Origin of the sequence: Streptomyces sp. NBC_01549 (assembly GCF_026339955.1) — a bacterium.
Classification (GTDB): Bacteria; Actinomycetota; Actinomycetes; order Streptomycetales; family Streptomycetaceae; genus Streptomyces.
On sequence record NZ_JAPEPW010000004.1, the window covers coordinates 319,707 to 341,522 of the forward strand.

The window sequence follows — 21,816 nt, forward strand, 5'->3', positions numbered from 1 at the left end:
ACGTCCAAGACCTAATCGCGATCGATTGATAAAGAAGCCTTATAAGATGGAAGTCATGGAACTACGGCAGATCCGGTACTTCCTGGCACTGGCCGAGGAATGCCATTTCGGACGTGCGGCCGCCCGCCTGCACGTGGCGCAGCCGGCCCTCTCCCAGCAGATCAAACAGCTGGAGAAGGAGCTGGGGACCTCACTGTTCACCCGGTCCACCCGGCACGTCGCACTGACCGAAGCCGGTCATCACCTCGTCGAGCACGCACGCGCCCTCGTCGCGGAGGAGGAGCGGGCCCGGCTCCACATGAGAGAGCTGGCCACCGGCGACGCCGGACGTGTCTCCATCGGCTTCATCGGCACAGCCACCTACGACGTGCTGCCGCAGGTCGCACGTACCGTGCGTGCCCGACTGCCCAGGATCACCATGGAGCTGCGGGGCGAACTGCTCACCCCCGATCTGGTCGACGGCCTGCTCGCCGGCACCTACGACCTCGCGGTCCTGCGCGGCACGGTGAACCACGAGGACATCCGTACCACCCCACTGCGCACCGAATCCCTGGTTGCCGTGCTGCCGTCGCATCATCCACTGGCAGGCCGGCGGCGCATCTCGTTGACGGACCTGGCCGGTGAGCCGTTCGTCGTCCACCCGTCACGCGCCCGTTCCTCCATGTACGACCGGGTCCTGGCCGCGTGCCGACGCGCCGGATTCCAGCCCGCGTCACTGATGGAGGTCGGTGAGACGGCCACCCTGGTCGTCTTCGTCGCGGCCGGACACGGCGTCGCCCTCGTCCCGGAGTCGGTACAGAGCCTCCGCCTCAGCAGCGTGGCCTACGTACCACTCGCCGAGAGCGAATCCGTCGACCTGGTGCTCGCCCGCCTGGCCCGGCGCAGCACTCCCGCGACCGAGCAGGTCTCCTCGGTGATCAAAGAGTGCGTCGACGACCTCGAATCGAGCTCCGCGAGAGCGTGACCTCTACTCTGGAGGGATGAAGAGCGGGACGACGGGCGCTCCGGTGCGCTTCAGCACCGTGGGCCTTCCCGAGGCCGAACGGATCGCCCTGTGGGAAGAGCACAACGCCGAAACCCTGATCGGGCTGCGCTGCCGTTCCCTGCAGGACGCGGCCCTGGACGCGACGGAGATCAACCTGCAGCTCCCCCAGGTGCATGTGGCCCGGGTGGTCGGCAGCCCCCACTTCGTGGAACGGCCCCGAGCCGAGATCCGTCGGGTGCCCTCGGACGCCGTGGCGTGCTACCTGAACCTGGCGGGCGACGCGTTCTTCTACCACGACGACGGGGTCCGGCTGCTGCATCCGGGACAGCTGCTGGTCTGCGACGCGGACCAGCCTTTCATGCGTGGCTTCTCGCACGGCCTGGAGGAGCTCGCGGTCAAGGTCCCGCACACGGTGTGGCGTGATCTCGGAGGACCGAAGTCGCTGCCGCAGCCGCTGGTCGTCGACGACGGCGTCGTCCAGACCAAGGCCCTGGCCACGCTGATCGCTCAGGCGCTGCGCCGGGAATCCCCCGCGAGCGTGGACGAGGACGTCCTGCTGGACCTGCTCGGTTCCGCGGTGACCGGCCGCGCACCCTCCCTGTCCACGGTTCACCTGACCGTCGCCAAGGCGTACATCGACGAGCATCTGGCCGACTCGGGGCTCTCGGCGGCCCGCGTCGCCCGGGGCGTCGGGATCAGCGAGCGCCATCTGTCACGGGTGTTCGCCTCGGGCGGCTCGAGCGTTCCGCAGTATCTGCTTCTGCGTCGCCTGGAGCGTGCCCGGTCGTTGCTGCAGGAGGGGGGAGGGAAGACCGTCGCCGAGGTGGCCGCGCGTTGCGGTTTCGGATCGGCCGCCCACTTCTCCCACCGGTTCAAGGAGCGTTTCGGGCTGCGGGCCACCGATGTGCTGCGCGAGGCGCGCTCACGGGCATGAGCCCGGCCGGTCCGCGGGCCGCAGACGTCCTCTGCGGCCCGCAGACCGGATGGGCGGGTCATCTGGCGTCGGGTGCCAGCACGATGTCGAAGCGGACCCGGGACCACGACCGGTCGCCGAGGTCGCGTCCGTTCGGAGCGGGCGTACCCGCCGGCTGCGCCTCGAAGTCCTTGACGAGCGACTCCTTGACCCCGAACACGGTGTCACTGTCGAGGAACTCGCAGCCACGGACGAAGATGTGCGTGACCAGGGTGCGCTGCGCGGGCGCGCTGACCATGAAGTGCAGGTGCGAGGCTCGCATCGGAGAGCGGCCGACCGCCTCCAGCAGCTCACCCACCGGCCCGTCGTGGGGGATGGGATACGACGTGGGGGTCAGACCCCAGAAGGAGTAGCGGCCGTCGGAATCCGTGAACACGTGTCCCCGCGCCGCCATCCGGTCGTCGCCGTACTGGGTGTCGTAGAAGCCGTCCTCGTCCGCTTCCCACACCTCGATCCGTGCCCCGGGCACCGGCTTCCCCTCGATGTCGGTGACGGTGCCTTCCACCCAGCAGGGCTCTCCCTCAGCGCCGAAGGCGATGTCACCGCCGGGCTCGATCTCGGGGCTCTGCTCGAGGAAGAACGGTCCGAAGATCGTGGCTTCGGTGGCCTCTCCGTACGCCTCGTTGTTGACGGCGATCGTCTGCATGGAGGCGCCGAGCACGTCCGACAGCAGGATGAACTCCTGACGGCGCTCGTCGGTGATGTGACCGGCGCGGGTGAGGAACTCGATTCCCTTGGCCCACTCCTCTTCGGTGAGGCGGACCTCCCGCACGAACCCGTGCAGGTGACGGACCAGCGCCTGCATGACCTGACGCAGCCGAGGGTCGGTGCAGCCCTCGAAGGACTCGACCACCTTGCGGGTGATCTCGGCCTCCCGCTCCTGCTGCTCGGCCGGGACAGGGGCGCCGGGGGCGGTGGTGTTGTGGGTCATCGGGGTTCGTATCCTTCCCAGGCCATGCGGACGAGCTCGGTGATCGCTTCGAGAGTGACGGGCCGCGGGTTGCCCGCCGGGGCAGCGGCGACGACGGCCTTCGCGACGTCGGTGATGCCGTCGGAAGGCATCCCGAGGTCTCGCAGCGAGTGCGGTGCATTCAGCTGGTCGCGCAGCCGTGCCAGTCCCTCGTTGGCGGTGGGAGCGCCGAGGGCCGCGGCCAGGCGCTGCTCGGCCTCCGGGACGCCGGGAGCGTTGAAGGCGAGGACATGAGGCAGGACGACGGCGTGCGTCTGGGCGTGCGGCAAGTTGAACATGCCGCCCAGCACATGACAGATCTTGTGGTGCAGGCCGGAGCCTGCGGACGCGAACGCCGACGCGGACAGATACGCGCCGTACAGCGCCTTCTCCCGGCCTTCCACCGCATCCGGTTCCGCGACGACCAGCGGCAGGCCGACGCGCAGTGCCCAGGCGCCCTCGACGGCCAGAGCCTGGTTGATGGGGTCGGTCCGCGGGGCCCACATGGAGTCCACGCAGTGCGCCAGGGCGTTCAGACCCGAAGCGACACTCAGCTCGACGGGCAGGGAGAGCGTCAGCGCGGCGTCGTAGACGATCGCGCGCGGCAGGACCTTCGGATCGGTTCCGGTGGTCTTGACGGAGTTCTCCGTCAGCCCCCACACGGCGGTGGCCTCGGAGCCGGCGTAGGTGGTGGGTACCGCGATGATCGGCAGCCCCGTGGTCAGCGCGACCGCCTTGGCGAGGCCGGTGGTCGAACCGCCTCCGACACTGACCACCACGTCGACGTCCCGCTCGGCGGCAGCTGCCCGCGCCCGCTGAGCGACGTCGCCGGGAACGTGCATGACGACGTCATTGTGCTGGTGAACCACGGGCAGGCCCGCGGTGATGCGGTCGGCCAGGTCCTTCTCGGCCGTTCCCGCGATGACCATCAGCCGCCGCGCGCCGAGCGCGGCGACTTCGGCCGCGAGCCCGTCCGCGGCCGCGCCGGAAGCGAACCGCACCCGCTGTGGGAGCGTGTCATGAACGAACTGCATGCGTTTAGTCCCTTCCCAGGATCGAGAGCACGGCGCGCCGCAGCTCGTCTTCAGGGCTCTCCGGCAGCTCCATTGCCCGCCAGGCGATGTGCTTGTCGGGCCGCACCAGCAACACCCCGCTCTCGCCGATCTCGCGCAGCTTGGCCCAGTCGTAGTACAGGTCGGTCACTTCGCGGCCCGGACCGATGACGACGGTCGTGAGAGGAATGCCCAGGGCCTGGCCGACCTTCTCGGCCGCCTCTTCCCACGCCTCGCCCGCGATGCCGGTCAGGAGTGTCCAGCGGTCGTAGGGGGCCAGGTCCATGAGGGCGCGACGCTGCACGCTGTTGCCGACCCAGGCGTGCGGCAGGTGCGCACCGGGGACCGTGGACATCTCGTAGTAGAGATCGGCATCCCGTGTGGGGGCGGGCAGTTCCGTGCCGTCGGAGACGACAGCGGCCGAGGTGTAGTGCTGGCCGAGTTCGACGCCGTGAGCGTTGAACTCGTAGTTCTTCAGGTCCATCGCGCGCACCAGGGCGTCCCGCTTGGCGGCGCCGGCGGGGGTGTTGGCCTTGCGCTCCTCGATGGCGGCCGCCATCTCCGCCTCACTCTTGGCGTCGAGGACGCCCAGCGCGCGGAAGATGTCCACGAACTCGCGGCTGGACTTGTTGGCCCGCTTGACGATGCGCTCCGCGACGGGCGCCCGCTCGGTGGTGTACGTCTCCAGCAGGGACGGGGCCGCATGTCCCTTGAGCACGGCGGCGATCTTCCAGGCGAGGTTGTACGCGTCCTGGACGGAGGTGTTGGACCCCAGGCCGTTGCTCGGCGGGTGCCGGTGGACGGCGTCGCCCGCGCAGAACACCCGCCCCTGCTGCAGCCGGGTCGCGTACATCTCGTTGTTGCCCCACAGACTGGTGCCGGTGATCTCCACGTCGAGGTCCGGGATCCCCAGGAGGCTGCGCACGATCTGGACGGCAGCCTGCTCGTCCACCACCGGGGGCTCCTCGGCGATGTCGTAGCCCCACACGATCAGCCACTCGTTCCACGGACGCACCATGCGCACCAGTCCGGCACCGATGCCGCCCACGTTCGAGCCCGGCTGGATGACCCAGTACAGAACGGAGGGGCGATGGGCGACGTGACGGGTGATGTCGGCCTTGAAGGTGATGTTCATCGACCCCGCGATGTCCATGGCGCCTTCGAACGGCAGACCGAGATCGGCGGCAACCTTCGAGCGGGCGCCGTCCGCGCCGATCAGGTACTTGGCGCGAATGCTGTATTCCTGCCCGGTGATCCGGTCGAGTACCTGGACGGTGACGCCGTCGGCGTCCTGGGAGTGGGAGAGGTACTCGGTGGAGAACCGGGTCTGGGCACCGCGCTGCGTCGCGTTGCGCACCAGGATCGGCTCAAGGTAGGTCTGCGGGATGTCGACGGTCAGGCAGGGGGACGCGAGACGGTAATCGGCCTCCCGGTCGGGGCGTGTGCCCCAGGTGTGGATCCGGCCGATCTCCTCACCGGCGATGCTGGTGCAGAACACGGTGTCGCCGACCAGACCGTGTTCGGTGGCGTCCGTCAGTACCTGGTCCTCGATGCCGAGATCGCGGAACACCTCCATGGACCGCTGGTTGGTGATGTGCGCGCGGGGGGTGTTGGCCGTCCACCGGTACTTCGTGATCATGATGGTGTCGACGCCGAGCGTCGAGAGCAGCAGCGCGGCAGAGGCGCCCGCCGGTCCGGAACCGACGACCACGACGTCGGTCGTCACGGTCGAGTCGACAGGCAGTTCGGTCTCGGCGATCCCGTCGCTGAATATGGGCATGGTGTACGGCCTTTCATCGATCCGGCGTCATTGCCGACGACGCCAGTGTGGGACCGGTCCGGCAAGCACGGAACGGGACGGCTGCGAGGTCGGCGGGAACGCCAAGACATGGCGGATCCACGATAGGTTGGGAACGCTGGTCACCTCCGAGGCTGAGGCAGCCGTCGTCCATGAGTACGTCGGCGACGGGAAACCGCTGGCCACAGATGTCGAAGCGTTAGTCGTGTGCGCTGGTCGCGTCATGAATCCGCCCAGGTCACGGGCGCCCCTGGGGTGTACCGCACCGTGCGCACGGCCAGGCCCGGCCCGAACCTGGTCGCAGGACCGGACACCGCCATGAACGATCACTCTCGCAGGCACAACAGGTCCGGCGGACAGCAGGTGCCCGTCGTCCGGCCTGCCTCGGCACGTGCGACCGCGGCACCGCGCCTGCACCGCGGTGCCGCACGCAGGCCAGTCCCCGTAGCGCTGCCTTGCGCAGGGTGCGGACATCGCCCGCCCAAAGGCGTGACAGCGCGCGGCAGATACCGGATCGGCCCCCGAATGACGTACCGCCACGGGCCCGTTGCCTTCCGGCAAGGGGCAACGCACACGGCAGGTCAGGGGGAGAGCACGGCGACACCGGAAGGCGGATACCGACCGGAGTGAGAAGGGGCCGTCCGTGTCTGCCCACGCCCTTGGGGCAGGCGTTCGCCGAGTACGGGCGCATCGCCAAGACCCTGCACCTGCTCGGGGTCGTCGACCCGGTCGACGACCCCTACCGACGCCAGATGAACCGGCAGCTCACCGTCCAGGAGTCACGGCACAAGCTCGCCCGCGACATCTGCCACGGCAAGCGCGGACAGATCATGCAGGCATACAGGACGGGGCAGGAGGACCAACTCGGCGCGCTCGGCCTGGTCCTCAATGCCGCCGTGCTCTGGACAACGCGCTACCTCGACGCCGCCGTCGACCACCTGCGGGCCCTGCCGCCCGAGGAGCGGGAGCATGACGTCCTGGACGACGACGTGGCCCGGGTCTCCCCGCTGAAGCACGCCAACCTCAACTGCCTGGGCCGCTACAGCTTCGCCGCCCGCCCGCCACGCGAGGGCCTACGCCCACTGCGTGACCCGGCGACCGTCCACCTCGACGAGGACGACGAGGACACCGGCGAATGACGCGGCGTTAAGGCGCGTATCGGGTCGTGATCAATGAGCATCGCAGCTTCCGGGGCGGGTGCCCGTCTGGAGTACGGGGCCCGGCGATCTGCGGCTGCGCCGTGTGGACGCGAGTGACCGGAAGCGTTGCCGCAGGCAGGCAGCGGCGGGGCCCGAGGGCCCCGGCTGCGTGCCCGCCGGGATGGTGTGTCAGACCATGGCGAGCCGGTCCACCAGCAGCTCCACCCTCCGCTCGGCGTCCTCGGGCAGCAGGCGGCCCGCTCGGGTCAGGGTGGCGAGCCCGTGCAGGGCCGCCCAGAACACCTCGGTGAACAGCCCCGGGTCGATGCCGTCCCCGGCGACCTCGGCGAGGCACTCGAGCAGGGCGGCGAAGGCGTCCTTCAGCGGCTCGGGGGTGTCCTCCTGCGCGTACGCCAGGCCGCCATCGAGCCGGAACATGGCGTCGTAGACCGCCGGGTTGTGCTCGGCGAAGTCGAGGTAGGCGCGGGCCAGGGCGGTGACCCGGGCGCGCGGGTCGTCCTCGGCGGAGGTCGCGGCCCGCACCGCCGCGGCCATCTCGGTGGCGCCCTCCAGGGCGACGGCGCCGATGATCTCGCGCTTGCCGCGGAAGTGGCTGTAGAGGACGGGCTGACTGTATTCGATGCGCTCGGCGAGCCGGCGGGTGGTGACCGCGTCCCAGCCCTGCTGCTCGGCGAGTTCGCGGGCTGTCGCCACGATGAGGCGCTCGCGCTCCGCCCGTTCGCGCTGCTTGCGTTCTTGTACCGACATGAATCGACCCTAGCATCACTAGACAATCGAGCGGCAGCAGCACTAGTGTTGCCTCATCAGCTAGCAACGCTAGATTCCGAAGAGGTCATTATGCTCAACGCACTCGAGGTCGTCACCACCGTGATCGTCGGCGTGATGGTGGGGGTGGAGTTCTCCGTCGCCTTCATCATGAACCGGATCCTGGACGCGCTTCCCGAGGACAGCGGCCAGCTCGGCCACGCCCACGGCGGCCGGATGCTCGGCGCCCTGATGCCGTTCTGGTACATAGGCTCGCTCGTCCTCAGCGCGATCTGGGCTGTCGCCGGATGGCACCACCACGGCGCCGGACTCGTCGTCACCGCCGCCGGCCTGCTAATCGTCAGCGTGGTCATGTCGATGCTGCTGCTCGTCCCGATCAACAACCGAAACAAGACCTGGACCCCCGACAACCGGCCCGCCGACTGGAAGCAGCAGCTGCACCGCTGGGACCGCTACCACTACGTCCGCGTCGCCGTCATCATCGCCGCCTTCACCCTGCTGGTCGCCGCCCTCACCTGATACCACCGCTGCCCCGACATGCACTGGTTCGCCCCTGTATATCGACGGCTTTCGCCCCGTCGGGGTGAGCCCGACAGGGCTTCGGATTTCTGACCCCGCGGGCCGACGCCGCGCCGGTGGCGCACAATCCCCACTCCTCCGGGGGGGCGCCTGACCACCGAAATCCCGACATTCGGGAATGCAGCTGCCGCTCAAATCCCACAACTGCGATCCCGGCAAGCTACGCCCCTCGATCAGCCGCGTCCACGCGGCCTGATCGGGCACCACACGACTCACCGGGCTCCACGAAGCTCACCAAGCTGACGAAGACTCGCGAGGAGAAGAACAATGTCGCTGAAGAAGATCAACACCGTCCTGGCCGCCGCCTTCATCCTCTTCATCCTCTGGTTCGGGACGGAATTCATCCTGAGCCCGGAGACGACGGCGCCGGGCTTCGGCCTGCCGAGCTGGCCATCCGGCGACGGCGACGGCTTCCTGATCATCAAGGGAATCCGCGACGTCGTCTTGGCCCTGGTCCTGGGCATCCTGCTGGTGACGGGCCACCGCCGGGCGCTGGGCTGGGTGCTGCTGGTGGAGGCCCTCGCCGCGTACGGCGACATGGCAACCGTGCTGGCCCACCACGGCTCCGTGGCCACCGCGCTCGGCGTCCACTGCTTGACCGCGACACTGATGGTGGTCAACGGCCTGCTGATAATGCGCGAGACCCGCAAGGTCGCGGCCGCTCCGGCAACGCCCGCCCTGCAGCCCGCCTAACGCCACCTTGGCGCGTGTCGGTATTCGCCTGTCAGCGCCTGCCGGGAAAGGCGAGGCGCACGATCTTCTCCCAGTGGACGGCGGCCGGGTCCCGTTTCTCCGGGATGGCGCAGCGCGGCCCCCTGCCCCGACTCTCATAAATGGTCCTTTGCGAGAGCAAGGTCAACGGTGGGCCGCCGGCGGCCCGTTGATGTCCGATCGGTTCTCACAACCCGTTCTCACTCGAAAGGGGAACGGACCCCCTTCTGCGAGTTGCATTGTGCGAGGATCCGCGTCCATGACGGATCCTCAAACCCCGCGCTCCGACGCGGACGACGTCGAACAGCACGCCTGCCCGAAGTGCGACGCACAGCCCGGCTCGCCGTGCCGCTCGCGCGGCGGCGCGGTCGCCTCTGCCTAAGGGCTGTCCCGTAATCCCCGGCGGGCGCACGACGACAGCTACGGCACCTCGCCGCGTTGTCAGATCGCCCGAATACGCCCAGTATGAGGACGACCCTCCGCCTTGCGACGGCTCCTTGAACCTGAGCAGGACAGCCCTTAGCACACCCACCGCTTCACCAAGGTGCCGCGGCTCGCGAAGCTGCTGCGGGTGCCCACCCTCGCCGACCGCAGGCCCGGCCAGCCGTGGCGACCCGGCACCCCGCCCCCGGCGCCGATCGACCCGGACCTGCCCAGCGCGGACATCCGCATCGGCTACGCCCGCTGCTCCGCGCTCGGCCAGGAACTCGACTCCCAGCTCGACGCGCTCGCCAAGCACGGCATCCCCAGGGACAAGGTGTTCAGCGAGAAGATCAGCACCCGCGTACGGGTCCGGCCCCAGTTCGAGGAGGCGCTGAAGACCGCCCGGGAGATCAAGGCGCACGCCCCGCACTGCCGGGTCATCCTCACCGTGTACGAGATGAAGCGCTTGGGCCGCGACGCCGCCGAACTCACCGCGCTCGCAGACCACCTCACCGCCCACGGCCTCATCCTGGAGATGCTCGCCGGGCCCCTGCCCGGCCTCTACGACCCCACCGGGCCGGGGAAGCTGCTGTTCGCGTTCTTCGCGACGATGGCGGAGAGCGAGCGGGAGAACATCCGCGAGTCGACCCTGGAAGCGCGGCCCGCAAGGGCAAGCACGGCGGCCGGCCGCCGGTCGTCACCGACGACATGCTGCACACCGTGCTCCGCCGCCGCGCGGGCGGCGAGTCGGTCGAGGATATCCAGCCCGACCTGATCATCCCCACCGGCAAGCGCAAGGGACACAACCCCTCCGGTGGCGAGCATCTACCGGGCGCTCGCCGAGCACGCGAAGAAGGAAACGTACCCCGAAGCCGTCGAGCAAGCCCATGCCGACTTCGCCGCCCTCCAGGACGCCGACCTCCCTCGCCCGCGCCGAACCCGCATCCGGCGTCCAGATGACCTGCTGACGCCCGAGGAAGCCAACGACCCTGACCGCTTCCACGAAGAAGTACTTCTGCACCTGGAGAGCGAGTAGTCGGCAAGATCAATTGCTTAGCGCCAACCGCTGTTCCGTTGTTCCAAGCGCCGCCAATTGCATTGGATGCGAATTCGCGACGGTATGCGAATCTGCCTGCGCGGGGGTGTCAACCACGCTGCGATCCTGTGGAGTTGGGCGCCTGCGTTACCCGGTGACGATAGCGGCCGACAGGGTCTTGTTGCCACTCACTCAGGGGGCTGACCTGCGGGTTCCCTGGAGACTCGCATAGGATGCGGCTTTCTCGCATCTGATGCGAGTCACGGAGAGTGGTGGATCAGTGGGGTTCAACGGTTCAATACCAGGGGCGGCGAGACTGCTCCTGGTGGACGGGGTCGCTTTGCTGCGGCCGGAGGAACAGGTCTTCGCGGCGATGCTGACCGGGTTCGCCAATCAGCAGCTGGCGCGGAACCTGGCCCGCACGACCGTGGAAGGCCGGGAGAACACGGTGAAGGCGTTCACCGCGTACGTGAACACCTACCCGTGGAACTGGACGCCGGCGATGGTCGATGAATGGCTCGGCGATCTGCGCTCGCTGCGCGACCTGAAGCGCTCGACGATCCGTTCGTACTCCGAGGCCGTCCGGTCCTTCTGCCACTTCGTGACCGACCCCCTCTATGAATGGACCGCGACCTGCGAGGAACGCTTCGGCACCCACCCGGTCCAGGTGGTGCACGAGTGGAACACCGCGGTGCACGTCCAGGACAACGAGTCCGACCCGAAGAAGCGGGCGTTCACCAAGGCTGAACTGCACGCCTTCTTCGCCCTGAATCGCCCCGGGTTCGATAGAGATCTCAGATTATGGTTGTGACCTGGGGTTTCGTGGATTCCATGTAGTGGTTGGCTTCGTACTCGACGGGCGGACACGGCAGCTGTAGTTCGTGACTCGTGAGGTTCCTGTCATGCGATGGCCACTGCTGTGACGTTGTTCCAGCGGCGGTGGCAGGCCGTCGCGCGATGCTGGTGTCGGCGACGCCAGTTCGACCAGCGCAGGGCGTGTGCCGGATCGGTGTCCTGGCGGGGCCTTGGCAGGGCGAAGACCCGCAATAGCGCGAGGAGTTCGCGCGGGCTGACGGGCACCATGGCCAACTCGTCGTCGGAGTTGGCGGGGTGGGCGCGTTGCCGCTCGTGGAGGGCGCCGACGGCCAGAAGTGCGTAGGCGATCATTGACATGAGGCTCCAGCGGTGCCAGGACGTCCAGCAGGTGACCTGGCCGGTGTCGAGGTGGGCCAGGCCCTTGGCTCCCTGGAAGTCCTCCTCGACCCGCCACCTGCGGCAGACCGCGCTGACCAGCACCGATATCGGCTGCGGGTCGGGGTGCCAGGTCCGGTAGAAGGAAAGGGTGCCGGTGCGGCGGTGGCGTCGGACCAGGACCTGGCTGTGCCCGGCGGCCTGTCCGGGCGGCGCATCGTCGGGGTTCACGTCGATCATCGCCCAGTCGTAGAGCCGCTCGGCCTTGGTGCCATGGCCGGTCCTCAGCCGCATCCAGGCCCGCTTCGGCACCCGCTCCAGCAGCGCGGTGACCTTCTTCTTCCCGGCGCCCGGGGTGGTGACCCGGTGGCTGGTGGGTACCGCGATCGCGTAGCCGTAGCCCAGCGCACGGATCCGCGCACGCAACTCCCGTCCACCGTAGACCTCGTCGGCGGCCACCCACGCGGTGTGCACCCCCGAGGCGTGGGCGTCCTCCAGCATGTCGCCGGCCAGTTGCGGCTTGGTGGCGAACACCCTCTCGTCGGGCACCCCGACCAGCTCACGGCGCTCGTCGTCCGCCGCCCATGCCTCGCCCAGGTACAGCCGACGGTCGACCAGCGCGTGCCCCTCGGCACTCACGTAGGAGAGGTGTACCGCGACCTGGCACAGCCCGATCCCGCCCAGCGCCCCGGAGTACTGCCGGGCCGCGCCGACCGCGTCGAGGGACGACTTCTCATCGCCCGTCTCGTCCACCACCAACATCACCTCCTCTCGCCGAGTTGCTCCACCGTCCAGGCCGCGACCGACCGGCGGACTGCCTCGGTGTCGAAGCGGGCCCTCGACAAGAAGTGCTGCAGGACATGCGGACCGCTGTGGCCGATCGCCTCGGCCAACGACCAGCAGTTCGCCGATTCCTTGACCATCAGCAGCCCAGAGACCATGTTCCGGCAGGTCAGCCGGGTCTCCCGGCGCGGGAAGCAGCTCGCGAACCGGCCCATCAACCCCTCGAACAACCCGTCCCACCCGGCGTGTACTACCGTGGCCTGCGCGGCCACCGCTTCTTGATTCTTCGTCACACAAGATCACGATGCCGGTGGCCGTACCCCTGCCGCAGGCACCCCACCCACCACGCTGGCCAGCGGCGATGCCTCACGCCTCACGAACTACAGCTGCCGTGGCGGAACGTGCCCTATCTCACCGTGGAGTCGGCGGTGGTTGTACCAGTCGACCCATTCTGCGGTGGCCAACTCGACCTGGGAGAGCGATTTCCAGGGCCGTTGGGGCTTGATCAGCTCGGTCTTGTACAGGCCGATCGTGCTCTCCATCAGGGCATTGTCGTAGGCGTCGCCGACCGATCCGATCGAGGCGGCGATGCCGGCGGCGTCCAGATGCTCGGCGAGCCGGAAACTCGTATATTGCGACCCGGCATCCGAGTGGTGGATCAACTCGCCTGGCTGAACTGGGTGTTGGTCGCGGTCACGTTGCCACACGGCCATCTCAAGGGCGTCCAGGACGAAGACCGTTTCCTTCACGGTGGCCGCGGACCAGCCGACGATCCGGCGGGAGAACGTGTCCACGACGAAGGCGACGTAGACGACACCGGCCCAGGTCTTCACGTGGGTGAAGTCCGCGACCCAGCAGCGGTTCGGGGCGGCAGCGACGAAGTCGCGGTCCAGCAGGTCCGGCGCCCGTTCGGCCTGCCCGCCGGGCAGCGTGGTGATCACGCGTTTGCCACGGACCGCCCCAGCGATGCCGAGTTCGCGCATCAGGCGTTCGACGGTGCAGCGGGCCACGCGGCGGCCCTGCCGGTTCAGCTCACGCCAGATCTTCCTCGCCCCGTAGACGTGGTAGTTGGCCTCGAAGACCTCGCTGATCTGTTTCTTCAGTTCGGCATCCCGCACGGTCCTGGCCGACGGCGTGCTCCGACGTTTGTGGTGGGCGTAGTAGGTGGAAGGGGCGATCCTGCAGTCGTGCTCGGTGAGCGTCCTGCAGATCGGCTCGACGCCGCCGAAGCGGTCCCGGTGCTCGTCGATGAACGCTACGAGCGTGTGTGTGGCCGGTCGAGCTCGGCCGCGAAGAAACTCGCCGCGGCCTTCAGGATCTCGTTGGCCCGCTTCAGTTCGGCGTTCTCCTTCTTCAACGCCTTGAGCTGGGCGGACTCCTCCGTCGTCGTCCCCGGACGTGTCCCCGCATCGATCTCGTGCTGCTTCACCCAGTTCCGCAGCGTCTCGCGGGAGCCGATGCCGAGCTTCTCGGCCACCGCCTGCAGGGCGGCCGTCTCGTTCGGGTAGTCGTCGCCTACCTCGGCGACCATGCGCACCGCACGACGGCGGAGCTCAAGCGGGTAACGGGAAGGTCGTGCCATGACTCGATCCTTTCATGAAATCGAGTCTCCATTCGAACCGGGGCGATTCAGTGATGAGCATGAATGGAAAGCGTGTGTGCAGCCTGGAGAAGTCAATATGGAGACGGCCAAACGGCTGGAACGACTGGATTGGCGTGCCGATACGGAGCAGTTCGTCGGCCAGGCCGCGGGCGTCGAGCTCCTCCATGGTTCGCGCATGGACGGTGAAGGCTCGGCTCAAGTTGGATTCGTGATCGCGCCGTTCCAGCAGCGTCACCTCGACTCCGGAACTGGCGAGATCGCCCGCAAGCAGAAGCCCGGTCGGGCCGGCGCCGACCACCAGAACGTCCGCGACTGGTGCCCCGTGTTCACCCGAAGAACCACGAGGCAACTTATCCCTTATGTGCCCGTTTGCGATTATCGGCCCTCCGTGAAGGTGCCGCTCGGTGAGGCTGCGAACCGCGAGCCCCGGCCGGACACACGATTCGACGACCGCGGGAGTGCCATCAGGAAGCCTGGGGGATCCGCCGCACGGTGAGCGCGGCGGCTGCCGCGCACATCGTGCGTTGATGCGCCAATGCAGCTGCACACACATGTCGTCATGTGCAGGGCATAGCGCCGATACCAGTGCCGGGTCCTCAAACACATCGCTTTCCACGAAGGGAGCAGTTCGCGTCTTGCCGCAGGTCAGGACATGACCCGTCCGATGGCAGCTCCGTCCGTAAGGTCCGCCACGTAAACTGTGCCGTCACCATCGGCGGCGACGGCGTTGGGGTTCTGAATGCCGGTGGCCACCGTGGCGATTGAGCCGCCGGAGTCGACGAGGAGGAGCCGTCCCCCGTAGAAGTCCGTCACGTAGATGTTGCCGATGTGCTTCACTGCGAGAGCTGCAAGCGTGCTGTTCTGCTGCGGATCGGCAAGGAGGTCTTCGACCGTATCGGGCCGGTCCCGGTCGATACGGCAGACCTGCTGTCCCTCCTGGTGCACCGAGATCCCCAGTGGATTGCCGGGTTTTCAAAGGTGAGCGGTGCGGTGGTGTCCGCGGGCTCGGCGGGTTATGACGCACAGAGCCTGACACTCCCTCCGCGGCTCAGAGCGGCCCACCGTTCGACTTCGAAGACCCGGAGCCGGACGGTCAGGTGAGGGTGGCAGTGCCATCGGACAAGCTGACGTTCACGCCGAACGATCCCTCGTTGAGCTGCCAGGGCTGGAGCCGGTACGTACGGAGCCCGCGGACGTGAAACGGGTCTTGGTCGACTATGTCTTGCGCCTCCTGCCGCGACGCGGCACGCAGGATCAGCATGCCGCTCCCCGACCCCCGGTAGTCCTCATCGAGCAGGGGTCCCGCAGCGAAGAGTCGGCCGTCATGCTCCACCGCGGTAAGCCACTTCTTATGTTCCTCGAGGTGCTGGCGCAGCACGTCGGCAGACACTCCGTTGGGTTCGGTGAAGCAGAGGAACAGGACCTTCTGTGCTCCGGTGTGCCGCTCGTCGGGCTTGGCCTGAGTGATCTCAGTCATCGTGTTGTCCTTTCGATTCGCTTGCGCTCGGCCCAAGCCACAAGCGGGGGAGTAGCCGCACTTCGCTGGCCCAAGGCCGCGCCGAGTGCCGAGGTGATCGCAAAAGCGCGGGACCGCGCCTCAAAGAACGCCACCTGCCCCACCCCGTGCGTCCTGTCGAAAAGAACAGTCGCACGCACGTCCGGTTCGGGTCGGCGGCTCGGGGAAACAGAACGACGGCAACGTCGTCACCGCGCCCCGAGCCGACCGCACGACCTCAAAGCTCGGACTTGTCGTTCTCGTGCGTCCCGCTGACGTCAAGCCTTCGAACGGTGTGCCTGGAGTACGTCTTCGAGTGACATGGCCCTTCTCCTCACCTTTTCGCGGCGACGAACAGGTGTGTCATGACTGTGCGCACTGCCGTCGGTGACCGCTGGGTCACTCGTGCTGCCGCAATCGTCGATGACCCGGCTGCTCTCCCGCATCCCGCAAATGAGCGATCCGTACCTTCATCCCTGCGTTCCACAGTTGAGCGGGGTTCTCGGGGGTGTGGCAGGGCATCGGTGCAGGTCAGGCGGTTGCACCTAGCGCGAAAGGCCGAAAACGCCTAGTGGCACGATGTTGTCACCCCCATGCCTGTGACATGGAATGATGTGCGTATCGTCTAGCGGCATGTATGTGAAGACGACGTCCCGGCGGAACAAGGACGGGCAGACGGTCCGGTATCTGCAGCTGGCCCACAACGAGTGGGACCCGGCCGTGGGGCGTTCGCGTACGAAGGTGCTGCACTCCTTCGGCCGGGAGGACGAGCTCGACCGCGAGGCGGTGCGCCGACTGGTCGGCGCGCTCTCGAAGCTGCTGGACCCCGCGTCCGCGCTGGCCGCGACCGGCTCGGGAGACCTGTCACTGATCAGTTCCAGGCCGTGCGGCGGGGTGCACGCGCTGGACGGACTCTGGCACCGGCTCGGCCTCGACGGTGTCGTGCACCGCCAACTGGCCGGGCGGCGGCTGGATCCGCGCGTCGAACGGGTGCTGTTCGCGCTGGTCGCCAACCGGGCCCTGGCCGCCTCCAGCAAGCTCGCCGCGACCGAGTGGATCGCCGACGACGTCCACATAGACGGCCTGGAGGCGATCAGTGACGAAGCCTGCTACCGAGCCATGGATTACCTGCTGACCATCGAGCCGGCCCTGGCCAAGGAGACGTACTTCCAGGTCACCGACCTGCTCAACCTGGAGGTGGACCTGCTGTTCTTCGACACCAGCTCCACGTACTTCGAGACCGAGGACGCCGACGAACCTGTCGCCCGCGACGAACACGGCGAGCGCCTGGCCGCCGACGCGCCGGCCGAAGACGCGGTGCGACACGACGGGTTCCGCACCCACGGCAAGTCCAAGGACTCCCGCGACGATCTGCCCCAGGTCGTCATCGGCATGGCCGTCACCCGCGACGGGATCCCGGTGCGGGTGTGGTCCTGGCCCGGCAACACCGGTGACCAGGCCCTGATCCGGCAGGTCCGCGACGACCTGCGCGAGTGGACGCTGTCGAAGATCGTGTGGGTCGCCGACCGCGGCTTCACCTCCGCCGCCAACCGCCGGGCGCTGATGCGCGGAGGCGGCGGCTACATCATCGGCGAGAAACTCCGCACCGGATCACCCGAAGTACGCGCCGCCCTCTCGCGGCAGGGCCGCTATGCGTCCGTGCGCGACAACCTCCAGGTCAAGGAGGTCAACATCGGAACCGACGACCGGTTCGTGATCTGCTTCAACCCCGACCAGGCCACCCGCGACGCCGCGATCCGTCAGCGGATGGTCACCCAGCTCACCGAGGCGATCGAGGCCACGGACAAGCTGCCCAGGCCCGAACGCGACAAGCTGGCTGGGGTGTTGTCCACCAAGCCCGGTCTGAAACGGTTCTTGCGCACCACCCCGAGCGGGCTGCTGCGGGTGGACAAGAAGAAGATCGCCGCCGAGGCCAACCTCGACGGGAAGTACCTCCTGCGCTCCTCGGATCCGAAGCTGTCGGCCGAGGACATCGCCCTGGGTTACAAACAGCTCCTGGAAGTCGAGCGCGGCTGGCGCGACATGAAGCAAATTCTCGATCTCCGCCCCGTTTACCACCGCCGCGAGGACCGCATCCGCGCCCACGTCCTGCTCTGCTGGCTCGCCCTGCTGCTGATCCGCGTCGCCGAGACCTCCACCGGCCAGACCTGGAACCGCCTGCGCGCCGAACTCCAGCGCCTGCACGCGGTCACCTACACCGGCCCGGCCGGCACCTTCCGCCAGTCCACCGACCTCACCAAGCCCCAGCGCGACATCTTCACCGCCCTGAACGTCACCCCGCCCAAGAAGATCATCGATCTGACCGCAGGCCGCTGACCAGGCACTATCCCCCCGCCTAGTGACACGCCATCTCGGCGTGCTCACAGGCGTTTCCGCAGGTCAACCCACGTTTTCGTTCCCTAGTCGACACCGCTAACTGTGGAACTCAGGTCATCCGGTACCACGCCGTGGTGCGATGCCGGTCCAGTCAGTTCCACGCGGGGGTTGATGTCGAGTTTCTCGAGCGCGTGGCCAAGGTGCTTACCGATGGTTTGGGCTGAGACGTGAAAATGCTCAGCAATGTCTGAAGGATTCGCCGCAGCTCACCCCCTGGCGACCGACGGTGGGTGTCGTGCCGCGGCTCAGCGATGTGGAACTGGTGACCTTGGCGATGATGCAGGCGATGCTCGGCTTCACCTCCGAGGCCCGGTGGCTGTCGGCACGCCAGCACCCACCTGCGGCACCTGTTCCTTTACCTTCCCCAACAGAGCGGATACAACAAACGGTCCGCAACGCCGCCGGCCTCATCCGCCGAGTCACCCGCACACTGGCCCGCGACACCACACTGTGGAGCGACGACCTGGGGGTCGTCGACTCCACGCCGGTGGAATGCGGCCGTTCCCACCAGATCCGATACCGGCGATTTAGTGATCTTTCAGGAGGGCCGGACTGGTCTTGGTGGGCTTGGTGATCATGACGGCCGGGGTCTCTGGGCGGGCGGGGTGTCGGTGTTCGGTGCGTTTGAGCTTCCAGTTGGAGTCGAAGCGCAGGTGAGCCGGGGGCAGGGCGTGCCCGTCCCGCCAGCACAGGCGCCCGCGGGCGTCCCAGCACATGGGTGGCGTCAGTGCGCTGCCGCCCGCCGGGCTTGAGCAGTCCGGCCTCTTTCAGACGCTGCAGCATGACCTCCAGCAGCCGATCGGCGGCGCCGTCCTCGGCCAGCCGGGCCCGGAACTCGCACAGCACCGAGTAATCGAACCCGGGATCGTCCAGCTCCAGGCCCAGCGCGTACTTCCAGTCGATCCTGGTCCGCACCGCGTCCGCTGCCGCCCGGTCGGAAAGGTTCTCCGCGAACTGCAGCACCGACACCAGCGCCAGCTGCCCCGGCGACAGCCCCGGCCTGCCGTCCGAGGGATACAGTCAGCACCCCGCCAACATCACCAACAGAGTCCCGGCGGTTGTGCCTGCGAAGTCCGATGTTCGGTCGACATGTCTCGCAATGTGCCGACAGCCGTCTGCACCTCGTCTCGTTCTGGCGATTACTGCGTGACCTGTGCGTGGCGGTCGCGTTCATCGGCTGTGCGAAAGATCATCACGTGTGGCCGCTGGATCTGGTGTGCTCCGGGGGCCGGCATTCTCGGTAGCGTGACCATCTGCTGCATGGAGTGCCCATGTGTCCGGCTGGTCCGTGCGACGGCTTCCGACGGAGAGTGATGAGGCTGCAATGAGTGAACTGACGAAGCCCGAGGTCGACGTTCCGGAGGGTGACGCTCCTACCGAGCTGACCATCCGGGACCTGGTCGTCGGGGACGGGGCTGAGGTGAAGCCGGGCATGGTGGTAAGGGTCCACTATGTCGGGGTGACCTTCGAGTCCGGGAAGGAGTTCGATGCCTCCTGGGACCGGGGCCAGCCGTTCAAGTTCGCCCTGGGCAGTGGCAAGGTCATCAAGGGCTGGGACCGGGGCGTGAGGGGGATGAAGGTCGGCGGTCGGCGCGAGATCATCGTTCCCCCGCGTCTCGGCTACGGCAATCAGTCGCACTCGCCGTTGATCCCGGCAGGCTCGACCCTGGTCTTCGTGGTGGACCTGCTGGACTCGTATTCCAGCACAACCGGGTGGAGCAACGCCTACTGACCTTTTCGGATTGGCTTCGGGGGATCCGGGGTGGGGGGCTCAGTCCGGTTTCGGTGAGGCAGCCGTTGATAAGCTCGGGGTGACGCTGGATGTGGGCGAGGCCGCGGCGGAGGGTGCGGGTGAGGTGGTCGGGGTCGGTGAATGCGGTGTTGGCCATCGGCCCGCGCCGTAACCACGACCAGATGCCTTCCATGGGATTCAAGTCCGGTCTGTAGGAGGCAAGTTGGATAATGGTGAGCCATTCGTGGTCGGCAGCGTACTTGCTCAACCCGGCAGCACGGTGGGTGTTCACATTGTCCCAGACGACAACGATCGGGGCGCCGAGTTGCAGGTGCGCGCGGACCAGGAGGTCGCGGTAGTCCTGCCAGGCGAAGCTCTTGCGTGCCCCTTTGAGGAGCAGGTGAAAGCGGGGCCGGTAGATCAGCCGGGACCGTTCGCCCGGCCGGTAGCAGCACATCGCGGCGACCGAGATCCGTCGCCGGGACCGTCCCCGCACTCGCACCACGGGAGTCTGCCCGCGCCGGCCCCACGTGCGGGCGCGTGGCGGCGTCATCGCGAACCCGGCCTCGTCCTCGAAGACGATCCAGGCATCGAGCGCCACCGCGATCCTTCCACCCGCGGCCACACGTCCTTCTTCCAGAGCTCGACCGCGTGTTCGTCACGTTCCAGCGCGCGACGGGCCGGGCTCTGCCAGGACCAGCCGTGGCGGTGCAGCAGCCGCCACACTCCCGCGATCGAGCAACTGACCTTGAACTGGCGGCCGATCAACGTTCTGACGCGTTCCAGTGTCCACCGCTGGTCTTCCCAGCCATGCGCGGCCGGCCCTTTGGCCAGCTCCTTTTCCAGCAGGGCGAACCGTTCGTCCGACAGCTTCGGCAGTTTCGCGGGTCCCTTCGACTTCAGACCCTCGATACCGCCTTCACGCCAGTCCCGGCGCCATTGCTCCACCGAACGCTCGCTCACCCGCAGGTCTTTGGCGATGACGGATCTCTTCTGCTGTCTTGGTCCAGATGAACGGCTTGGGGTTTTTGTTCCAGTCTTTCACCCAGGCTCGGATATCGGCTTCGCGGGCCTGAATGTTCTTGTGTGCGCCGCGGCGGATCATCTGGTGGGCCAGGTAGCCGAACCACCGCTCGACCTGGTTGATCCAGGACGAGCCGGTCGGGGTGAAGTGCAGCTCGAATCACGGGTGTTTGGCCAGCCAGGCCTTGATCGCTGGAGTCTTGTGGGTGCCGTAATTGTCCACAATCAGATGGACCTGCAGGTGAGCGGGCACCTCCTTGTCGATCCGGATCAGGAACTTCTTGAACTCCACGGCCCGGTGCCGTCGGTGCAGGGCAGTGATGACCTCACCCGTGGCGGTCTTGTCAACTTGGTGGGGTTCGAAGTGTGTTGGGGCTTGACGGGGCGAATGGAGCCGTCGGCCGGTGCTGTGGTCAGGGTGCCGCAGGTACGTCTGTGATCTTGTTCCAGATCGTGAAGCGGATGGTCATCTCGACGCGGTAGTCGGGGGCGGTCAGAAGGTGGCGGCGGGGCCGGAAGTGTGGCGAGACGGCGCGGAACACCGAGAGGAATTTCTGGGCGCCGGCGGGTGAGCGGAAGCCCTTCATGGCGCGTTCGCGCTGGCGGGTCGGCTGGTGGGAGTTCTCCGCCCGGTTGTTCAGGTACTTGGACCGCCGGTGCTCGACGGAGCGCATCAGCTCGCGGTGGGCGACGCCGTAGCTGCGGAGCTTGTCGGTGACCAGCGCCCGCGGCACTGCTTCTTCATCAGCTTGGCCATGAACCGCCTGGCGGCCTTGGCGTCGCGCCTGCTCTGGACAAGGACGTCCAGCACGTTGCCGTCCTGGTCGACCGCGCGCCACAGGTACCGCCGCTCGCCGTTGATCTTCACGAACACCTCGTCCAGGTGCCTCTTGTCACCGGCCCGGGGCTTTCGGCGGCGCAGCCCGGCCGCGTACGCGGGTCCGAACTTGGCGCACCACTGGCGGATCGTCTCGTAGGAGACGATCACGCCGCGGGCGAGCATGAGCTCCTCCACCTCGCGGAAGCTCAGCGGGAAGCGGTGATACAGCCACACGCAGTAGGCGACGATCTCCGCCGGGTACCGGAACCCCTTATACGACGGCGACCCCGCGTCCAAGACTGCCCTCCCCGCGATCACAACCCCAAGATCATCCCAGATCT

The 21,816-nt window shown here is 67.6% G+C and carries 20 protein-coding genes and 7 pseudogenes; 12 read left to right on the forward strand and 15 right to left on the reverse strand.

Going from position 1 to position 21,816, the window contains the following annotated elements; genetic code table 11:
- Nucleotides 1-55: 55 nt before the first annotated feature.
- Both OG819_RS51960 and OG819_RS51965 read left to right on the forward strand, forming a co-directional pair.
- On the forward strand, nucleotides 56-964 hold the full coding sequence (locus OG819_RS51960) for a LysR substrate-binding domain-containing protein (protein ID WP_266636596.1): 909 nt from the start codon (nucleotides 56-58) through the stop codon (nucleotides 962-964).
- A 16-nt stretch (nucleotides 965-980) separates the two neighbouring features.
- Nucleotides 981-1,919 carry an AraC family transcriptional regulator gene (locus OG819_RS51965; protein ID WP_266636594.1) on the forward strand — a complete coding sequence of 313 codons (939 nt, stop codon included), beginning with the start codon at nucleotides 981-983 and terminating at the stop codon, nucleotides 1,917-1,919.
- Between the two features lie 58 nt (nucleotides 1,920-1,977).
- On the opposite strand, the gene OG819_RS51970 is transcribed toward OG819_RS51965, so the two are convergent.
- Genes OG819_RS51970 through OG819_RS51980 form a run of 3 tightly spaced genes read right to left on the reverse strand, consistent with a single transcriptional unit; the run spans nucleotide 1,978 to nucleotide 5,739 of the window.
- Complete coding sequence (locus OG819_RS51970; protein ID WP_266636592.1) at nucleotides 1,978-2,889, reverse strand: intradiol ring-cleavage dioxygenase; 912 nt, start codon at nucleotides 2,887-2,889, stop codon at nucleotides 1,978-1,980.
- Nucleotides 2,886-3,941 (reverse strand): maleylacetate reductase, encoded by a 1,056-nt coding sequence (locus tag OG819_RS51975; protein ID WP_266636590.1) that lies wholly within the window; start codon nucleotides 3,939-3,941, stop codon nucleotides 2,886-2,888. The genes OG819_RS51970 and OG819_RS51975 overlap by 4 nt, the downstream gene beginning before the upstream one ends.
- A 4-nt stretch (nucleotides 3,942-3,945) precedes the next feature.
- The gene (locus OG819_RS51980) at nucleotides 3,946-5,739 is read right to left on the reverse strand and encodes an FAD-dependent monooxygenase (RefSeq protein ID WP_266656886.1); all 1,794 of its coding nucleotides are present in this window, start codon (nucleotides 5,737-5,739) and stop codon (nucleotides 3,946-3,948) included.
- Between the two features lie 668 nt (nucleotides 5,740-6,407).
- Between OG819_RS51980 and OG819_RS51985 the strand changes: the two are divergent.
- Nucleotides 6,408-6,896, forward strand: a pseudogene (locus OG819_RS51985) (Tn3 family transposase); the annotation flags it as partial.
- A 189-nt stretch (nucleotides 6,897-7,085) separates the two neighbouring features.
- Here the strand turns inward: OG819_RS51985 and OG819_RS51990 are convergent.
- Entirely contained in the window at nucleotides 7,086-7,664 is a 579-nt protein-coding gene (locus tag OG819_RS51990; protein WP_266636415.1) for a TetR/AcrR family transcriptional regulator, read from the reverse strand.
- 90 nt (nucleotides 7,665-7,754) lie between these two features.
- Between OG819_RS51990 and OG819_RS51995 the strand changes: the two genes are divergently transcribed.
- From OG819_RS51995 to OG819_RS52020, 6 genes are all read left to right on the forward strand, one after another.
- Nucleotides 7,755-8,201, forward strand: a complete 447-nt coding sequence (locus tag OG819_RS51995; protein WP_266636413.1) for a DUF1772 domain-containing protein — start codon at nucleotides 7,755-7,757, stop codon at nucleotides 8,199-8,201.
- Nucleotides 8,202-8,528: 327 nt separating this feature from the next.
- The gene (locus OG819_RS52000) at nucleotides 8,529-8,954 is read left to right on the forward strand and encodes a DUF4267 domain-containing protein (RefSeq protein WP_266636411.1); all 426 of its coding nucleotides are present in this window, start codon (nucleotides 8,529-8,531) and stop codon (nucleotides 8,952-8,954) included.
- Between the two features lie 277 nt (nucleotides 8,955-9,231).
- Nucleotides 9,232-9,354 (forward strand): hypothetical protein, encoded by a 123-nt coding sequence (locus OG819_RS52005; protein ID WP_266656888.1) that lies wholly within the window; start codon nucleotides 9,232-9,234, stop codon nucleotides 9,352-9,354.
- A 162-nt stretch (nucleotides 9,355-9,516) separates the two neighbouring features.
- Nucleotides 9,517-10,170: a recombinase family protein gene (locus OG819_RS52010; protein WP_266656890.1), complete on the forward strand. Its 654-nt coding sequence runs from the start codon at nucleotides 9,517-9,519 to the stop codon at nucleotides 10,168-10,170.
- A 39-nt stretch (nucleotides 10,171-10,209) separates the two neighbouring features.
- Nucleotides 10,210-10,431 (forward strand): hypothetical protein, encoded by a 222-nt coding sequence (locus OG819_RS52015; protein WP_266636405.1) that lies wholly within the window; start codon nucleotides 10,210-10,212, stop codon nucleotides 10,429-10,431.
- 325 nt (nucleotides 10,432-10,756) lie between these two features.
- Entirely contained in the window at nucleotides 10,757-11,242 is a 486-nt protein-coding gene (locus tag OG819_RS52020; protein ID WP_266656892.1) for a hypothetical protein, read from the forward strand.
- An 89-nt stretch (nucleotides 11,243-11,331) separates the two neighbouring features.
- On the opposite strand, the pseudogene OG819_RS52025 reads toward OG819_RS52020, so the two are convergent.
- The 5 genes and pseudogenes from OG819_RS52025 to OG819_RS52050 all read right to left on the reverse strand — a co-directional run bounded on the left by OG819_RS52025 (nucleotide 11,332) and on the right by OG819_RS52050 (nucleotide 15,485).
- A pseudogene (locus tag OG819_RS52025) lies at nucleotides 11,332-12,620 on the reverse strand (IS701 family transposase).
- A 165-nt stretch (nucleotides 12,621-12,785) separates the two neighbouring features.
- Nucleotides 12,786-13,987 (reverse strand): IS3 family transposase gene (locus OG819_RS52035; RefSeq protein WP_266656894.1). Its coding sequence is split into 2 segments (ribosomal slippage): nucleotides 12,786-13,705 and nucleotides 13,705-13,987, totalling 1,203 coding nucleotides; the frame shifts between segments, so codons are not numbered across the junction.
- The gene (locus tag OG819_RS58925) at nucleotides 13,959-14,306 is read right to left on the reverse strand and encodes an FAD-dependent monooxygenase (RefSeq protein WP_323139470.1); all 348 of its coding nucleotides are present in this window, start codon (nucleotides 14,304-14,306) and stop codon (nucleotides 13,959-13,961) included. Before OG819_RS58925 ends, OG819_RS52035 begins: the two co-directional genes overlap by 29 nt.
- Before the next feature lie 347 nt (nucleotides 14,307-14,653).
- On the reverse strand, nucleotides 14,654-14,953 hold the full coding sequence (locus OG819_RS52045; protein WP_266636404.1) for a hypothetical protein: 300 nt from the start codon (nucleotides 14,951-14,953) through the stop codon (nucleotides 14,654-14,656).
- Between the two features lie 148 nt (nucleotides 14,954-15,101).
- A complete protein-coding gene (locus OG819_RS52050; protein ID WP_266636403.1) occupies nucleotides 15,102-15,485 on the reverse strand; it encodes a YciI family protein in 384 nt (127 codons plus the stop codon).
- Nucleotides 15,486-16,136: 651 nt separating this feature from the next.
- On the opposite strand from OG819_RS52050, the gene OG819_RS52055 reads away from it, so the two are divergent.
- Nucleotides 16,137-17,840 carry an IS1634 family transposase gene (locus tag OG819_RS52055; protein ID WP_266647505.1) on the forward strand — a complete coding sequence of 568 codons (1,704 nt, stop codon included), beginning with the start codon at nucleotides 16,137-16,139 and terminating at the stop codon, nucleotides 17,838-17,840.
- Between the two features lie 83 nt (nucleotides 17,841-17,923).
- Here OG819_RS52055 and OG819_RS59420 read toward each other — a convergent pair whose 3' ends face one another.
- Nucleotides 17,924-18,085: a hypothetical protein gene (locus OG819_RS59420; protein WP_353963274.1), complete on the reverse strand. Its 162-nt coding sequence runs from the start codon at nucleotides 18,083-18,085 to the stop codon at nucleotides 17,924-17,926.
- Nucleotides 18,086-18,087: 2 nt separating this feature from the next.
- Between OG819_RS59420 and OG819_RS58930 the strand changes: the two are divergent.
- Nucleotides 18,088-18,444: pseudogene (locus OG819_RS58930) on the forward strand (IS982 family transposase); the annotation flags it as partial.
- Between the two features lie 164 nt (nucleotides 18,445-18,608).
- Here OG819_RS58930 and OG819_RS52060 read toward each other — a convergent pair.
- A pseudogene (locus OG819_RS52060) lies at nucleotides 18,609-18,920 on the reverse strand (transposase); the annotation flags it as partial.
- 304 nt (nucleotides 18,921-19,224) lie between these two features.
- Between OG819_RS52060 and OG819_RS52065 the strand changes: the two are divergent.
- Nucleotides 19,225-19,632: an FKBP-type peptidyl-prolyl cis-trans isomerase gene (locus OG819_RS52065; RefSeq protein WP_323138286.1), complete on the forward strand. Its 408-nt coding sequence runs from the start codon at nucleotides 19,225-19,227 to the stop codon at nucleotides 19,630-19,632.
- 37 nt (nucleotides 19,633-19,669) lie between these two features.
- Here OG819_RS52065 and OG819_RS52070 read toward each other — a convergent pair.
- The 4 genes and pseudogenes from OG819_RS52070 to OG819_RS52085 all read right to left on the reverse strand — a co-directional run.
- Nucleotides 19,670-20,185 (reverse strand): annotated as a pseudogene (locus OG819_RS52070) (transposase); the annotation flags it as partial.
- Nucleotides 20,182-20,595: a winged helix-turn-helix domain-containing protein gene (locus tag OG819_RS52075; RefSeq protein WP_323139471.1), complete on the reverse strand. Its 414-nt coding sequence runs from the start codon at nucleotides 20,593-20,595 to the stop codon at nucleotides 20,182-20,184. The gene OG819_RS52075 and the pseudogene OG819_RS52070, both read right to left, overlap by 4 nt.
- Nucleotides 20,552-20,986 (reverse strand): annotated as a pseudogene (locus OG819_RS52080) (transposase); the annotation flags it as partial. The pseudogene OG819_RS52080 and the gene OG819_RS52075, both read right to left, overlap by 44 nt.
- 82 nt (nucleotides 20,987-21,068) lie before the next feature.
- Nucleotides 21,069-21,772 (reverse strand): annotated as a pseudogene (locus OG819_RS52085) (IS6 family transposase).
- Nucleotides 21,773-21,816 lie beyond the last annotated feature (44 nt).

Bases quoted from the DNA above. Each gene is read 5' to 3' on its own strand.
- OG819_RS51965 (WP_266636594.1), top strand. From the start codon at position 981: ATGAAGAGCGGGACGACGGGCGCTCCGGTGCGCTTCAGCACCGTGGGC.
- OG819_RS52000 (WP_266636411.1), top strand. From the start codon at position 8,529: ATGTCGCTGAAGAAGATCAACACCGTCCTGGCCGCCGCCTTCATCCTC.
- OG819_RS52005 (WP_266656888.1), top strand. From the start codon at position 9,232: ATGACGGATCCTCAAACCCCGCGCTCCGACGCGGACGACGTCGAACAG.
- OG819_RS52050 (WP_266636403.1), bottom strand. From the start codon at position 15,485: ATGACTGAGATCACTCAGGCCAAGCCCGACGAGCGGCACACCGGAGCA.
- OG819_RS51960 (WP_266636596.1), top strand. From the start codon at position 56: ATGGAACTACGGCAGATCCGGTACTTCCTGGCACTGGCCGAGGAATGC.
- OG819_RS51970 (WP_266636592.1), bottom strand. From the start codon at position 2,889: ATGACCCACAACACCACCGCCCCCGGCGCCCCTGTCCCGGCCGAGCAG.
- OG819_RS51980 (WP_266656886.1), bottom strand. From the start codon at position 5,739: ATGCCCATATTCAGCGACGGGATCGCCGAGACCGAACTGCCTGTCGAC.
- OG819_RS51995 (WP_266636413.1), top strand. From the start codon at position 7,755: ATGCTCAACGCACTCGAGGTCGTCACCACCGTGATCGTCGGCGTGATG.
- OG819_RS51990 (WP_266636415.1), bottom strand. From the start codon at position 7,664: ATGTCGGTACAAGAACGCAAGCAGCGCGAACGGGCGGAGCGCGAGCGC.
- OG819_RS51975 (WP_266636590.1), bottom strand. From the start codon at position 3,941: ATGCAGTTCGTTCATGACACGCTCCCACAGCGGGTGCGGTTCGCTTCC.
- OG819_RS52055 (WP_266647505.1), top strand. From the start codon at position 16,137: ATGTATGTGAAGACGACGTCCCGGCGGAACAAGGACGGGCAGACGGTC.
- OG819_RS52065 (WP_323138286.1), top strand. From the start codon at position 19,225: ATGAGTGAACTGACGAAGCCCGAGGTCGACGTTCCGGAGGGTGACGCT.